The 14,768-nt window shown below is 62.8% G+C and carries 15 protein-coding genes; 8 read left to right on the top strand and 7 right to left on the bottom strand.

Translation table 11 applies throughout. From position 1 onward, the window contains the following. Nucleotides 1–148: 148 nt before the first annotated feature. Nucleotides 149–1,714, bottom strand: coding sequence for a sigma-54-dependent transcriptional regulator (locus C4K27_RS08180; RefSeq protein ID WP_053260097.1), 1,566 nt, complete (start codon nucleotides 1,712–1,714; stop codon nucleotides 149–151). A 305-nt stretch (nucleotides 1,715–2,019) separates the two neighbouring features. Here C4K27_RS08180 and phhA point away from each other — a divergent pair, with 305 nt between their 5' ends. The 6 genes from phhA (at nucleotide 2,020) to C4K27_RS08155 (ending at nucleotide 6,363) form a co-directional block, all read left to right on the top strand. Continuing rightward, nucleotides 2,020–2,811 carry a phenylalanine 4-monooxygenase gene (phhA, locus tag C4K27_RS08175; protein ID WP_053260096.1) on the top strand — a complete coding sequence of 264 codons (792 nt, stop codon included), beginning with the start codon at nucleotides 2,020–2,022 and terminating at the stop codon, nucleotides 2,809–2,811. Nucleotides 2,812–2,880: 69 nt separating this feature from the next. Next, on the top strand, nucleotides 2,881–3,237 hold the full coding sequence (locus tag C4K27_RS08170; RefSeq protein WP_007930096.1) for a 4a-hydroxytetrahydrobiopterin dehydratase: 357 nt from the start codon (nucleotides 2,881–2,883) through the stop codon (nucleotides 3,235–3,237). Beyond that, the gene (locus tag C4K27_RS08165; RefSeq protein WP_053260095.1) at nucleotides 3,237–4,430 is read left to right on the top strand and encodes an amino acid aminotransferase; all 1,194 of its coding nucleotides are present in this window, start codon (nucleotides 3,237–3,239) and stop codon (nucleotides 4,428–4,430) included. The genes C4K27_RS08170 and C4K27_RS08165 overlap by 1 nt, the downstream gene beginning before the upstream one ends. 224 nt (nucleotides 4,431–4,654) lie before the next feature. Further along, on the top strand, nucleotides 4,655–4,786 hold the full coding sequence (locus C4K27_RS31575) for a hypothetical protein (RefSeq protein WP_007930094.1): 132 nt from the start codon (nucleotides 4,655–4,657) through the stop codon (nucleotides 4,784–4,786). A gap of 81 nt (nucleotides 4,787–4,867) precedes the next feature. After that, nucleotides 4,868–5,050 (top strand): hypothetical protein, encoded by a 183-nt coding sequence (locus C4K27_RS08160; protein ID WP_007930093.1) that lies wholly within the window; start codon nucleotides 4,868–4,870, stop codon nucleotides 5,048–5,050. 113 nt (nucleotides 5,051–5,163) lie between these two features. Next, nucleotides 5,164–6,363, top strand: a complete 1,200-nt coding sequence (locus C4K27_RS08155; protein ID WP_053260094.1) for an MFS transporter — start codon at nucleotides 5,164–5,166, stop codon at nucleotides 6,361–6,363. Here C4K27_RS08155 and arfB read toward each other — a convergent pair. Together arfB and C4K27_RS08145 are read right to left on the bottom strand one after the other, a co-directional pair. Further along, nucleotides 6,360–6,773, bottom strand: a complete 414-nt coding sequence (gene arfB, locus C4K27_RS08150) for an alternative ribosome rescue aminoacyl-tRNA hydrolase ArfB (RefSeq protein ID WP_053260093.1) — start codon at nucleotides 6,771–6,773, stop codon at nucleotides 6,360–6,362. The two genes, C4K27_RS08155 and arfB, sit on opposite strands and share 4 nt — an antisense overlap. Before the next feature lie 217 nt (nucleotides 6,774–6,990). Continuing rightward, complete coding sequence (locus C4K27_RS08145; protein WP_053260092.1) at nucleotides 6,991–8,412, bottom strand: amino acid permease; 1,422 nt, start codon at nucleotides 8,410–8,412, stop codon at nucleotides 6,991–6,993. Between the two features lie 1,040 nt (nucleotides 8,413–9,452). Between C4K27_RS08145 and C4K27_RS31170 the strand changes: the two genes are divergently transcribed. After that, nucleotides 9,453–9,590: a hypothetical protein gene (locus C4K27_RS31170; protein ID WP_007930088.1), complete on the top strand. Its 138-nt coding sequence runs from the start codon at nucleotides 9,453–9,455 to the stop codon at nucleotides 9,588–9,590. A gap of 70 nt (nucleotides 9,591–9,660) precedes the next feature. Continuing rightward, entirely contained in the window at nucleotides 9,661–10,620 is a 960-nt protein-coding gene (locus C4K27_RS08140) for a CgnE/CgnB domain-containing protein (RefSeq protein ID WP_053260091.1), read from the top strand. 106 nt (nucleotides 10,621–10,726) lie between these two features. Here the strand turns inward: C4K27_RS08140 and rluB are convergent, their stop codons facing one another. From rluB to C4K27_RS08120, 4 genes are all read right to left on the bottom strand, one after another. Continuing rightward, on the bottom strand, nucleotides 10,727–11,941 hold the full coding sequence (gene rluB / locus C4K27_RS08135; RefSeq protein WP_007930085.1) for a 23S rRNA pseudouridine(2605) synthase RluB: 1,215 nt from the start codon (nucleotides 11,939–11,941) through the stop codon (nucleotides 10,727–10,729). A 320-nt stretch (nucleotides 11,942–12,261) separates the two neighbouring features. Beyond that, nucleotides 12,262–13,296 (bottom strand): SMC-Scp complex subunit ScpB, encoded by a 1,035-nt coding sequence (gene scpB / locus C4K27_RS08130; protein ID WP_053260090.1) that lies wholly within the window; start codon nucleotides 13,294–13,296, stop codon nucleotides 12,262–12,264. Nucleotides 13,297–13,308: 12 nt separating this feature from the next. Next, entirely contained in the window at nucleotides 13,309–14,007 is a 699-nt protein-coding gene (locus C4K27_RS08125; RefSeq protein ID WP_173613338.1) for a segregation and condensation protein A, read from the bottom strand. 120 nt (nucleotides 14,008–14,127) lie between these two features. After that, nucleotides 14,128–14,757 (bottom strand): L-threonylcarbamoyladenylate synthase, encoded by a 630-nt coding sequence (locus C4K27_RS08120; RefSeq protein ID WP_009042694.1) that lies wholly within the window; start codon nucleotides 14,755–14,757, stop codon nucleotides 14,128–14,130. Nucleotides 14,758–14,768: the final 11 nt, after the last annotated feature.

Below are 14,768 nucleotides of genomic sequence, written 5' to 3'. Positions count from 1 at the left end.
GCCGCTGCTCCTGTAGCCGTTGCCGCAGGCTGCGATCGAGGCCGCAGGACTCGCAAGGCTGGCAACGCATGACCTCGCCCCGATCGCAGACTTAAGGTCTGGCGCCTGCTGCGCAGCCGATCGCAGCCTGCGGCAGCGGCTACAGGATTCAGTTTTCGTCGGTGTTTTTGCCGACTTCGTATTCGCGCAGTTTGTTGGCGATGGTGGTGTGCGACACGCCCAGGCGCTTGCCCAACTGGCGGCTGCTGGGGTGCTCGGAATACAGGCGTTCGAGCACCGCCTTTTCGAAGCGCCCGACGATTTCGTCGAGCCCGCCTTCCAGGGAGAAGTCACCAAGGGGTTGGCGCACGCCATAGTCCGGCAGGCGGATGTGCTCGGCCTTGACCGTGCCGCCGTCGCACAGGGACACCGCCTGGAACAGCACGTTTTCCAGCTGCCGCACGTTGCCCGGCCAATGGTAATGGCTGAGGCGCTCCATGGCCGCCGGCGCCAGCCTGGGCAAGGCGCAGCCGATCTGCCGGCTGGCCTGGTCGAGGAAGTGCTCCACCAGCGGTGTCAGGCCGTCGAGGCACTCGCGCAGCGGCGGGATGTGCAACGACAAGACGTTGAGGCGGTGATACAAATCCTGGCGGAACTCGCCGCGGGCGCACAACTCGGACAAGTCGACCTGGGTCGCACAGATCACCCGCACGTCCAGGTACACCTCTTCGTCGCTACCGACCCGACGGAAGCAGCCGTCCTGCAGAAAACGCAGGAGCTTGACCTGCAAGCGCGGGCTCATCTCCCCCACCCCGTCGAGAAACAGTGTGCCGCCAGCAGTCAGTTCCAGCAGCCCGAGCTTGCCTTCGGCCCGCGCACCTTCGAAGGCCCCCGGCCCGTAGCCGAACAGCTCGGTCTCGGCCATGGATTCCGGCAGGCCAGCGCAGTTGAGCGCCATCAGCGGCGATTGCCCGCGCGGGCTGGCCAGGTGGCAGGCGCGCGCCAGCAGTTCCTTGCCGGTGCCAGTCTCCCCCTCGATCAGCAGCGGCGCGTCCAGCGGTGCCATGCGTCGTGCTTCGCGGACCACCGCGGCCATGACTTTCGAGCTCTGGAAGATGCTGTCGAAGCCACGCAGCTCCTGCTTGCGCACGTTATAGATGCGCTCGCCGACCCGGTCCGCGCGGTGCAGCGTCAGCACCGCGCCGGCCATGGCCTCGCTGTCGTCGTGCTCCGATTGCAGCGGCGCGATGTCCGCCAGGAACACGTCACCCTTGACCTTGACCCGCAGGCCGTTGATCCGCGATTTGTTGGCCCGTACCAGTTCCGGCAGGTCGAAATCCTCGGCATAGCGCGACAGTGGAATCCCCGGCACCTCGTCCACCCGCACGCCCAACAGCTGCGCCGCCGCGCGGTTGGCGGCGACAATGGAACCGCCCATGTCGATGGACAACACCGGAAACTCCAGGGCCCCAAGCAGCGCATTGAGTTCCATGTGCCGCCGCTCGCTGGGCATCAGCCCGACCCGCTTGACCCCGAACACCCCGGCGATCGACTCGAACTTCGGCCGCAATGCCTGGAACTGCAGATTGATCAGGTTCGGGCAATGCAGGTAGATGGCATTGCCATGTTCGCCGCCCACCTCACCCCGGGCCACGTTGATGCCGTACTCCACCAGCAGGTTGAGAATGTCGCGCAGGATGCCGATGCGATTCTGGCAGTGGACTTTGATACGCATAGAAGGAAGGCCCGAGACAGGTAATGGAGGGCGTGAATGCCAGAAAGCGGCGTTTTTGACACCGTCCGACAAAAACTTTCTGCGGTGTGACGCAGATAATCGTCAAGATTATGTGACAGTCACCGGCCTTTTCAAATCGACTATTCTCAGTATTAGCGGCCCCGCGATGCTTTCGTAACGAAAACTTTACGAAATCACCCCTGATCCGCCCATTACGTTCACGTCAACCTGCTGCATGGGCTGCAACCTTGGGTTATCTCTAGCGTCAACTGATAACAAGAAGCAGCCCCTGACAGGAGAGCAGCATGAAGCAGACGCAGTACGTGGCCCGCGAGCCCGACGCGCAAGGTTTTATCCACTACCCCGATGAAGAACACGCGGTGTGGAACACCCTGATCACCCGTCAACTGAAAGTGATCGAGGGTCGCGCGTGCCAGGAATACCTGGACGGCATCGAGAAACTCGGCCTGCCCCACGACCGCATCCCGCAGCTGGGCGAAATCAACAAGGTGCTGGGCGCAACCACCGGCTGGCAGGTCGCGCGGGTGCCGGCGCTGATTCCCTTCCAGACCTTCTTCGAATTGCTCGCCAGCAAACAGTTTCCGGTCGCGACCTTTATTCGTACCCGCGAAGAACTGGACTACCTGCAAGAGCCGGACATCTTCCACGAGATCTTTGGCCACTGCCCGCTGCTGACCAACCCCTGGTTCGCCGAATTCACCCACACCTACGGCAAGCTCGGCCTGCAGGCCACCAAGGAAGAACGGGTGTACCTGGCGCGCCTGTACTGGATGACCATCGAGTTCGGCCTGCTGGACACCCCGCAAGGCCAGCGCATCTACGGCGGCGGCATCCTCTCCTCGCCGAAGGAAACCGTCTACTGCCTGTCGGACGTGCCCGAGCACCAGGCCTTCGACCCGCTGGAAGCGATGCGCACCCCGTACCGCATCGACATCCTGCAACCCCTCTACTTTGTGCTGCCCAACCTCAAGCGCCTGTTCGACCTGGCCCATGAAGACATCATGGCCCTGGTGCACCAGGGCATGCAGATGGGCCTGCACGCACCCAAGTTTCCGCCCAAACCCAAGGCGGCCTGAGCGCCCTGCCCTCGCGCGGCGCTCATAAAACCCGTAATTTCCAACAAGAACCGATTTCAGGAACCCACCATGACCGCTCTCAACCAAGCCCATTGCGAAGCCTGCCGCGCCGATGCTCCACAAGTCAGCGACGAAGAACTGCCGGTACTGATCAAGCAGATCCCCGACTGGAACATCGAAGTGCGCGATGGCGTCATGCAACTGGAAAAAGTCTTCCTGTTCAAAAACTTCAAGTTCGCCCTGGCCTTTACCAACGCAATGGGTGAAATTTCCGAGGCAGAAGGTCATCATCCTGGCCTACTCACCGAATGGGGCAAGGTCACCGTGACCTGGTGGAGCCACTCCATCAAGGGCCTGCACCGCAACGACTTCATCATGGCCGCTCGCACCGACGAAGTGGCCAAGACCGCAGAAGGACGCAAGTAATGCATTTCGACGCCATAGGCCGAGTACCCGGCGACCCGATTCTTGGCCTGATGGAGGCCTATGCGTCGGACAGCAACCCACGCAAGTTCGACCTCGGCGTCGGTGTCTACAAGGATTCCCAGGGCCTGACGCCGATCCCTCGGTCGGTCAAGCTGGCCGAGCAGCGCCTGGTCGACCGGCAGACCACCAAGATCTACATCGGCGGCCACGGCGACGCGGCCTTTGGCAAGGTGATCAATGAACTGGTGCTGGGCGCCGATTCGCAACTGATCGCCGAACGCCGCGCCGGCGCCACCCAGACCCCGGGCGGCACCGGCGCGCTGCGCCTGAGCGCCGACTTCATCGCCCACTGCCTGCCGGGCCGTGGCGTGTGGTTGAGCAATCCAACCTGGCCGATCCACGAAACCATCTTTGCCGCCGCCGGCATCCAGGTCAGCCACTACCCTTACGTCGGCAGCGACAACCGCCTCGACGTCGAGGCCATGCTGGCGACCCTGAACCAGGTGCCCAAGGGCGACGTGGTGCTGTTGCACGCTTGCTGCCACAACCCCACCGGTTTCGACCTGAGCCACGACGACTGGCATCGGGTGCTGGACGTGGTGCGCAGCCGCAACCTGCTGCCGCTGATCGACTTCGCCTACCAGGGCTTCGGCGACGGCCTGGAGCAGGATGCCTGGGCGGTCCGCCTGTTCGCGGCCGAACTGCCCGAGCTGCTGATCACCAGTTCCTGCTCGAAGAACTTCGGCCTGTACCGCGACCGTACCGGCGCGCTGATCGTCTGCACCCGGGACGCGGAAAAGCTGCTGGACGTACGCAGCCAGCTGGCCCACATCGCCCGCAACCTGTGGTCCACCCCGCCGGATCACGGCGCCGCGGTGGTCGCCACCATCCTTGGCGACCCGGAGCTGAAAAGCCTCTGGGCCGACGAAGTGGAAGCCATGCGCCTGCGCATCGCCCAGTTGCGTTCAGGCCTGGTGGAGGCGCTGCAACCCTTCGGCCTGGCCGAGCGCTTCGCCCATATCGGCGTGCAACGCGGGATGTTCTCCTACACCGGCCTGACGCCGGAACAGGTCGCCAAGTTGCGCAACCAGCACAGCGTGTACATGGTCAGCTCCGGCCGGGCCAACGTCGCCGGTATCGACGCCACCCGCCTGGACCTGCTGGCCGAAGCCATCGCCGAAGTCTGCAAGTGACACCCTGATCGCGAGCAAGCTCGCTCCTACAAAAGCACCTGCCTGTAGGAGCAAGCTTGCTCGCGATGCTCTTCAACGATCCCCCGCCCGATGAAACTCCTTTCATCCTAAAAGCCGTGATAAAAATCTTTTTGTCATTTCCAGTGCTGTATCCTGCCCAGGCTTTTTAAAAGCGCGGATCTACCCAGCGATTTAAAAAACAGACCTTGCGAGGAGCAACGAACATGCACGAGATTCCTAATCTCCCCTTCCCAAGCCTGCACGAAACTGAGCAGACAACCCCGCAACAAGCCGGCGCCCAACAGCCCGAGCCGAAAGAAGCCGCACCCGGTCACAAGGCCGACAGCGAAGACTGACCGCAACACCCAGACCGTGTGGAAAGCGCTCTTTGATGCGCTTTCCACACCGCCTGAAACCCGCTTTCGAGAACCGCCTCCATGACCGACGCCTTCAGCGAAACCCAAGCCAGCGTGCTGATCGGCACCGCCGAAAAGATGATCGAGATCTGGAACCGCCTGACGCCGGAAAAACAGGCCGCCCTGCTGGCGCGCTTCGGCACCCAGGAAAACGCCCTGGCCGCCCTGGTCACCACGCAATTGCTGGCCCCTGTAAAAGCCTGAGCCTGCCGCGCGCAAAAAAGTGCGGATGGGCATCGATTTCTCCACCTGAATCGTTTCAACCCTCGGTATCATAAGCAGCCTATCTATCTCTGCCGCGTCCGTGGACCTTTCCCATGCCAGATACCCAGCGCCCCTTGGCGGTCACGCTGCAAGTCGTCTCCATCGTACTTTTCACCTTTATCGGCTACCTGAACATCGGCATCCCCCTGGCCGTGCTGCCGGGCTACGTGCACAGCGAACTGGGCTTTGGCGCGGTGATCGCCGGGCTGGTGATCAGCGTGCAATACCTGGCCACCCTGCTCAGCCGCCCCTATGCCGGGAAGATCATCGACAACCTGGGCAGCAAGCGCGCGGTGATGTACGGCCTGGCCGGCTGCGGCCTGAGCGGGGTGTTCATGCTGTTGTCGGCATGGCTGCACAGCTTGCCGGTGCTGAGCCTGGCCAGCCTGCTGGTCGGGCGCCTGGTGCTGGGCAGCGCCGAGAGCCTGGTGGGCTCGGGCTCCATCGGCTGGGGCATCGGCCGCGTCGGCGCGCAGAACACCGCCAAGGTGATTTCCTGGAACGGCATCGCCAGCTATGGCGCGCTGGCCGTCGGCGCGCCGCTGGGGGTGTTGCTGGTGGATCGCCTGGGGCTGTGGAGCATGGGCGTGAGCATCATCCTCCTGGCGCTCCTGGGCCTGGCGCTGGCCTGGCCGAAACTGGCGGCGCCGATCGTCGCCGGCGAGCGCTTGCCATTTATCCATGTCCTGGGCCGGGTATTCCCCCACGGCTGCGGCCTGGCCCTGGGCTCGATCGGCTTTGGCACCATCGCCACCTTCATCACCCTGTATTACGCCACGCAGAACTGGTCCAACGCAGTGCTGTGCCTGAGCCTGTTCGGTGCCAGCTTTATCGGCGCGCGCCTGCTGTTCGGCAACCTGATCAACCGCCTCGGCGGCTTTCGCGTGGCAATCGCCTGTCTGTCGGTGGAAACCCTGGGCCTGTTGCTGTTGTGGCTGGCGCCGGATGCCCATTGGGCGCTGGCCGGCGCGGCGTTGAGCGGCTTCGGCTTCTCCCTGGTGTTCCCGGCGCTGGGGGTGGAAGCGGTCAACCTGGTTCCCGCCTCCAGCCGTGGCGCGGCGGTGGGTGCCTACTCGCTGTTCATCGACCTGTCGCTGGGAATCACCGGACCGCTGGCCGGGGCGATCGCCGCCGGTTTCGGTTTTGCCTCGATCTTCCTGTTCGCCGCCCTCGCCGCCTGCAGCGGTTTGCTGCTGAGCCTCTACCTGTACCGCCTGGCGCCGAAGTATCGCGAGGAGCGCGGCGAGCGTTAGTAGTCGACCTTGCCGCGACCGGCCTTGATGTTGCCGCGCTTGCTCTTGGACTCCAGGCGCCGGGTCTTCGAGCCCAGGGTCGGCTTGGTCGGCCGGCGCTTCTTCTCCACCTTGATGGCACTGAGGATCAGCTCCACCAGACGCTCCAGGGCATCGGCGCGGTTCTGTTCCTGGGTCCGGTATTGCTGGGCCTTGATGACGATCACCCCGTCGCTGGTAATGCGACTGTCGCGCAGCGCCAGCAGCCGCTCCTTGTAGAACGGCGGCAGCGACGAGGCCGGAATGTCGAAGCGCAGGTGCACCGCGCTGGAGACCTTGTTGACGTTCTGCCCACCCGCGCCTTGCGCGCGAATGGCGGTCAACTCGATCTCGGCATCCGGCAGATGCACGTTGTTGGAAATCACCAGCATGGAAAAGGCATCCGCTTTCAGGGCGCTCAGGATACCGCGAATCGTACTGCCTCCCGTAGGAGCGAGGCTTGTTGGCGATGGCGCCCGTTTTGGCAACCCGCTGGATGGCCGCTTCGCGGATCGCGGGCAAGTCGGATCGCCGCCCGCTCGCTGCCAAGCAATCCTGGCGCCCACAAAAAACCCGGCCAAGGCCGGGTTTGTCGTTGTCGCGCTGGCGTTACTTCGCCGAAGAACTGGCGACCTGCAGCGCGTGCTGCGCGCTGCGCTTGTTCTTGATGCCGTAGCAGACCCACATGAAGGCGACCCACACCGGAATCGCGTACACCGAGATCTGGATGCCCGGGATCATCAGCATGATGCCAAGGATGAACACCACGAACGCCAGGCAGACGTAGTTGCCGTAGGGGTACCACAGCGCCTTGAACAGCGGCGATTGTTTCGTGCGGTTCATGTGCTGGCGGAACTTGAAGTGCGAGTAGCTGATCATCGCCCAGTTGATCACCAGGGTCGCGACCACCAGCGACATCAGCAGCTCCAGGGCGTGCTGCGGGATCAGGTAGTTGAGCACCACGGCAACGAAGGTCACCACCGCCGAGGCCAGGATCGACATCACCGGCACGCCGCGCTTGTCGATCTTCGCCAGGACTTTCGGTGCGTCGCCCTGCTCGGCCATGCCCAGCAGCATGCGACTGTTGCAGTAGGTGCCGCTGTTGTACACCGACAAGGCCGCGGTCAGGACCACGAAGTTGAGGATGTGCGCCGCGGTATCGCTGCCCAGCATCGAGAACACCTGGACGAACGGGCTGCCGCTGTAGGCATCGCCGGAGGCATTCAGGGTTTCCAGCAGACTGTTCCATGGGGTCAGGGACAACAGCACGACCAGGGCACCGATGTAGAAAATCAGGATGCGGTAGATCACCTGGTTGATGGCCTTGGGAATTACGGTCTTCGGCTTGTCGGCCTCGGCCGCGGTAAACCCGAGCATCTCCAGGCCACCGAAGGAGAACATGATGATCGCCATGGCCATCACCAGGCCGCTGACGCCATTGGGGAAGAACCCGCCGTGCTCCCACAGGTTGCTCACCGAAGCCTGTGGGCCGCCGTGACCGCTGACCAGTAGGTAGCTGCCCAGGGCAATCATGCCGACGATGGCCACCACCTTGATGATCGCGAACCAGAACTCGGCTTCACCGAAGACTTTGACGTTGGCCAGGTTGATCAGGTTGATCAGCACGAAGAACGCCGCGGCCGAGGCCCAGGTCGGCACGTCCGGCCACCAGTAGTGCACGTACTTGCCGACCGCGGTCAGCTCCGACATACCCACCAGGATGTACAGAATCCAGCAGTTCCAGCCCGACAGGAAACCGGCGAAACCGCCCCAGTACTTGTGCGCGAAATGGCTGAAGGAACCGGCCACCGGCTCTTCGACGATCATCTCGCCGAGCTGGCGCATGATCATGAAGGCGATGAAGCCGCAGATGGCGTAGCCGAGGATCATCGACGGCCCGGCCGACTTGAGCACGCCGGCGGAGCCCAGGAACAGTCCGGTACCGATCGCGCCGCCCAGGGCGATCAGTTGAATATGGCGATTTTTCAGGCCGCGCTTCAGCTCGCCTGAATGCGAGTTTTGTCCACTCATGAAAAGGGTCTCACGCAAGGTTTGATGATGTTCGATAGACGTTGCAGCCGACAGCAGGCTTAAGCAGCGCGGATCAAACCCCAGCGCAGGCACCAGGAGTTCAGCGTTTGTTTAACGGTCATGCGTCACCTGTTGTTTTTATCTGTGACGAAATCGAACCCACCACGCTTGTGACGCGGCGGAGTGAACAAGGCGGATAGCCTTGAGATTATTGGCCTTGGGAGCGTGTCTCGAGCATTCGAGCCAGGGCTCGTCACGCGTCGAAACCAGTCGTTGGGGCGCAAAATGCGCGGATACGCAGTTGGGTCACAGTTAAAACGCCGCGCATTGTACACCCCTGACTCCCTGCCGCCAGACGCGGCTTATCAGCGCGTCGGGTGCCGGAATCGCACGGGGCCAACTCGATGCTCGGCATCGGCGGCAAGGTTCGGGACAGCCCCGTCGGGGTCGTCGACGAAGGTACGACAGCAATCGCCCTTCGGAGGGAATCGGTTGAGGTGAGCCACGGCGTTCATTGCGCCTCCTTCTTGTTATGCACCTGCACACAGGCATGGGCTGCATCACACCTGCCTTGAGGCCGCGGAACAAGCGGCTTGGAGCCCGGCGGCGGGCCGTATCGAGGCAACAACGGAAGGTTTTTCTTACAGCGCCGAACAAGGGTCGATTCGATGAATCGATAGCGGGTTTTTCGTAAGCATTTCTTTACAAGGCGGAACGTATTTTTTCCACTTCAGATCAGTGACATCGGCGACTGCAAATTGACGGCCAGCGCTTTTTTATCTGTCTGCTCGCTCAGCTTTTTGTTTTTTCTTGATAATTTTCCAGCGCAAAAACAGAACAAAAAGTTCAATAAAAATAATTCAATTATTTTTTTGCATTTCAAAAAACCCTGGACTAGGTTTCCAGCCACTTGCCGGACCACACCCCCGGCAAGCCGAGCGGCCACATTGAGCAGCTGGGGCTTTCAAGCACTCCCCGTAGAACGCCCGAGCCGTCTCACCGACTGCTTTTATCCGAAAAAGTCATCTAGGAGATTCACGATGCAAGCACTGGAAAAAGACTTGGACACTGAACTGCAACTGGACGATTGGTTTGAAGCAGCGACCCACGAGGCCGCGGTGGAAATGATGCAGGCCGACGCGGTAGTACCGTTCGGCACGGCGATGTGGCCCTTGTAAAAAGGGCCTTCAGGCAGGAGCGGCCCGGCGGTCGCCCCTGCCTCCATCCGCTGTCTGTCAGGGAGGATCCATGGACAACACCGCTGCCATCCGGCATTTCCTTTACTACCTCGAACACCACCCGGCCCTGGCCGAGCGCCAGAACGCCAGGGTCCTGATCGGCCACACCGCCGAATATGCCGCCACCAGCGCCGCCATCATCGAGCAGGCCGGTGACCCCTTCAGTTTCACAGCCCTGCGTCTCGACCTCGAACCCACCTCGGCGCTGGCCCAGGCCATCGCCGACTGCGATCTGTATATCTTCTTCTACGACTCCTCCACCCTCTCGCCGCCCCGCCCGCAAGGCCCCGAGTTCATCCAGGCGCTGCAGGGCGTGATGGCCGAGAACTGGAAGAAGTCGCTGCTGTTCAAGGACTACGGCGACTACTTCTACGACACCTTCAGCGTCGAGCCGCAACGCATCGCCGAGCTCAACGCGACCCTGATCCAGCATATGTCCGAGGCCACCACCCTGAGCTTTCGCGACGACCACGGCTCGTACTTCGAAGCGCCGCTGGACAGCATCAAGAAGTGGACCAACATCAACGGCGTGGGCAACTACGACCTGGCGCCCGGAGAAATCGCCAGCCACAGCGAGGCCATCAATGGCCGGGTGAAATTCGTCGGCACCTTCCTCGGCACCATTCCCTTCGCGCGCAAGTACGGCGTGCTGCAATCACCGCTGGAATTGTGGATCGAGAACTCCACCATCAGCCGCATCGCCACCGACGTGCCGGGGCTGGCGGAGGACTTCAACAAATACCTGGATGCCAACCCGTCCAACCGGCGCATCGAAGAGCTGGGCATCGGCACCAACGAAGGGGTGAAAGACCTCTACGCGCGCAACTCGGGTTTCGAGGAGCGCCATTGCGGCCTGCACCTGGGGCTGGGCGGTGGCGCCAAGGGCAGCCATCACCTGGACCTGATCTTTGCCAGCGGGGTGCTGGCGCTGGACGACAAGCCGGTGTTCGATGGCAGGTTCGTGTTCTGAGCCTGTAGCCGCTGGCGCAGCCTGCGGCTACATAGAGGCAAAAAAAACGCCAACCCTGAGGTTGGCGTTTTTTCTTGTCGCTTACAGCTTGCAGCTCAAGGCTGCCTCACTCGGGCTTGCGGCGACCGAACCCCGGGCGCTGGCCGGAACCGGCCGGAGCGCCACGGCGCTTGCCCGACGGTGCGTCCTTGTCGACCAGGACGATGCCCGGACGCTTGGACTTCGGCGCTGGCTTGGCCGGGCGCTTGGTGTCGCTCGGACGATCCGCCACTGGCGTGCCACGACCCGACTCACCCCGACCGGCAGCCGGACGCGGCGCCCGTGGAGCGCGCTCGCCATCCTGGCGTGGCGCAGGTTTGCGGCCTGGACGCTCGCCTTCGATCTGCGGCTCGCGCGACGGGCGCGGGGCACCGGCGGCAGGCGCGCCATGGGCCGGACGCAGAGTCCGCACGCGCTCGCTCTTGCCCACCGGGCGCGAGGATTTGCGCTGCATGCGTTCCAGCTTGTCCTTGCTCTTGGCGTTGAGCTGCGGCATCGCCACCGGCGTCAGGCCAACCTCGGCGCTGAGGACGTCCACTTCGTACTGGCTCATTTCGCGCCAGCGGCCCATCGGCAGGTCGGAGTTGAGAAACACCGGACCGAAACGCACGCGCTTCAGGCGGCTGACCACCAGGCCCTGGGATTCCCACAGGCGACGCACTTCACGGTTGCGGCCTTCCATCACCACGCAGTGGTACCAGTGGTTGAAACCTTCACCACCGGGCGCCTGCTGGATGTCAGTGAACTTGGCCGGGCCGTCTTCGAGCATCACGCCGGCTTTCAGGCGCTCGATCATCTCGTCGTCGACTTCGCCACGCACACGTACCGCGTACTCACGGTCCATTTCATAGGACGGGTGCATCAGGCGGTTGGCCAGCTCACCGTCGGTGGTGAACATCAGCAAGCCAGTGGTGTTGATGTCGAGGCGACCGATATTGATCCAGCGGCCTTCTCGCGGACGCGGCAGCTTGTCGAACACGGTCGGACGGCCTTCCGGGTCGTCACGGGTGCAGATTTCGCCATCGGGCTTGTTGTACATGATCACGCGGCGGACCGATTCGGACGCCTCTTCGCGCTTGATCACCTTGCCATCGATGGAGATGGCGTCGTGCAGGTCGACGCGCAGGCCAAGGGTGGCCTCTTTGCCATTGACCTTGATCCGGCCCTGGCTGATCCAGGACTCTACGTCACGGCGCGAGCCGACGCCGATACGGGCGAGGACTTTCTGCAGCTTTTCGCCTGCTGGGCCGATTTCCTGTTGGTCTTGCTGATCTTCACTCATCTGGGCACCTCCCGGTGTGTCGATTCAGGCTTGAGCGGCCTGAACGGTAATAAAAACAGGTCTTGTGGCGAAGGGATCGCCAAAGGGTCGCGAATCATACGCTCATGGCGTCGGTTGCGCATCAGAGACTAGCCGATAAGTGGTGGCCTACCGATTTTTCCGCTGGCCGGTGGCAGCCCGACAGTGGGCGCCTGACCTGTAGGAGCGAGCGGGCGGCGATCCGGCTTGCCCGCGATAAAGGCTGATGCGGTGTGCCAGGCATATCCTGGCGTTGCCGATCGCGGGCAAGCCTCGCTCCTACAGAGGCCTAGAGGCCTGGTTCAGTCGTCTTCCTGCAGGCGTCTTTCGTTCTCGATGGCCTCGGCCAGCGCCAGGGCTTCGGCCTCTTCGTCGCTCAGCGACGGAGCCGGCGGTTCCAGTGCCGCCACGGCGGCCAGCAGCTTGGCGCGGGCTTCGGCGACGCCGAGCACATCGTCATCGACTTCCTGTTCGTCGTCGGCGTCCACTTCGAGTTCGGTATCGTGCTCGACTTGTACTTCGGTTTCGGCTTCGGCTTCGGCACGGGTGTGCGCTTCGGCCCTGATCTCGGCGTCCACCTCGGTGCCGGCAATAACATCGTCCCCGGACGACTCGACCGCGCCATCGCGATGCAGATCGTCGAAGTCGGTCTTGATCCCCTCCTCCATCGAGTCCAGCTCCAGCAGCAAGGTGTGGAAACTGGTCTCTTCCTTCGGCTCTTCCGGTTCGGCGCTGGCGTCGGCCAGGGCTTGCAGGCTGGCGGGCACCGGCACGTCGTCGAAGTCGAGGACCGGCTCGGTCTCGATCTCACGCAGCTCGGCCAGCGGCGGCAGGTCGTCGAGGTTCTTCAGGTTGAAGTGATCGAGAAACGCCTTGGTGGTGGCGAACATCGCCGGCTTGCCCGGCACGTCACGGTAGCCAACCACCCGAATCCACTCGCGCTCCAGCAAGGTCTTGACGATCTGGCTGTTGACCGCCACGCCCCGCACATCCTCGATCTCGCCACGGGTGATCGGCTGGCGGTAAGCAATCAGCGCCAGGGTTTCCAGCATCGCCCGGGAGTAGCGCTGGGGCCGTTCTTCCCACAGCCGGCCGACCCAGGGCGCGAACTTTTCCCGCACCTGCAGGCGATAACCGGAGGCCACTTCCTTGAGTTCGAAGGCCCGCCCCTCGCAGGACTTGCCCAGAATGGTCAGGGCCTTCTTGAAGACCGCGGGGTCCGGCCGCTCGCCTTCCTCGAAAAGTTCGAACAGGCGCTCCATGGATTGCGGTTTTCCCGAGGCCAACAGAAAGGCTTCAAGCAGTGGCGCCAGCTCGCGGGGTTCATTCAGATTCATTGTTTCAGCTCGTTATTCGGCTCGTGCACGCACATGGATAGCCGTGAAGGGCTCATTCTGTACCAGCTCGACCAGGGATTCCTTGACCAGCTCGAGGATCGCCATGAAGGTCACCACCACCCCCAGGCGTCCTTCTTGCGCGGTGAACAGCTCGACAAAGGGCACAAAACCACCGCCCTTGAGCCGCTCCAGCACCTCGCTCATGCGCTCGCGGGTGGACAGCGCCTCGCGACTGACCTGATGGCTTTCGAACATGTCGCCACGGCGCAACACCTCGGCCATGGACATCAGCACCTCTTCCAGGGCGACATCCGGCAGCAGCTTGCGCGCCCGGGCTTCCGGGGCGTCGAGCTTGGGCACTATGACGTCGCGACCGACCCGGCTCAGGCCGTCGATGCCTTCGGCGGCGGCCTTGAAGCGCTCGTACTCCTGCAGGCGACGGATCAGTTCGGCGCGCGGGTCTTCCTCCTCCTCTTCCACCTCGGCCGAGCGCGGCAACAGCATGCGCGACTTGATCTCGGCAAGCATGGCCGCCATCACCAGGTATTCGGCGGCCAGCTCCAGGCGCACCGACTGCATCAATTCGACATAGCCCATGTACTGGCGGGTGATTTCCGCCACCGGGATGTCGAGGATGTCGATGTTCTGTTTGCGAATCAGGTACAGCAGCAGGTCGAGCGGGCCTTCGAAGGCTTCGAGAAAGACTTCCAGGGCGTCCGGCGGGATGTACAGGTCCAGCGGCATTTCCATGACCGCCTGGCCATAGACCATCGCAAAGGGCAGCTCCTGCTGCGCTCCGGCCTGGTCGTCGACGTGTTCCACTGCGGACATTCAGGCCTCGACCATGAAGGGAGCCGGGTCGCCGCAGCCGATACGGATCACTTCCGGCTCGCCATCGGCCAGGTTGATCACGGTGGAGGCCATGATGCCGCCAAAACCGCCATCGATGATCAGGTCGACCTGATGCTCGAGCAGTTGGCGCATTTCATAAGGGTCGTTCATCGGCTCGGTTTCGCCGGGCATGATCAGGCTGACGCTCATCAGCGGCTCGCCGAGTTCGGCCAGCAGCGCCAGGGCGATCGGATGGCTCGGCACCCGCAGGCCGATGGTGCGTTTCTTCGGGTGCAGCAACAGCCGTGGCACTTCGCGGGTGGCGTTGAGGATGAAGGTATAAGGCCCTGGCAGATGCGCCTTGAGCAGGCGAAAGGTGCCGGTATCGATCTTGGCGAACAGGCCCAACTGCGACAGGTCGCTGCAGATCAGCGCGAAGTTGTGTTTGTCATCCAGTTGCCGCAGACGCCGCACGCGCTCGACCGCACTCTTGTCGCCGATCTGGCAGCCAATGGCGTAGGACGAGTCGGTCGGGTAGATCACCACGCCCCCTGAGCGGATGATTTCGACAGCCTGTTTGATCAGGCGCGGTTGCGGGTTTTCCGGATGAATCTGGAAAAATTGACTCACATTCTCTACCT

Origin of the sequence: Pseudomonas chlororaphis subsp. chlororaphis (assembly GCF_003945765.1) — a bacterium.
Taxonomy (GTDB): Bacteria; Pseudomonadota; Gammaproteobacteria; order Pseudomonadales; family Pseudomonadaceae; genus Aquipseudomonas; species Aquipseudomonas chlororaphis.
This window is presented reverse-complemented; position numbering and strand designations above follow the sequence as displayed.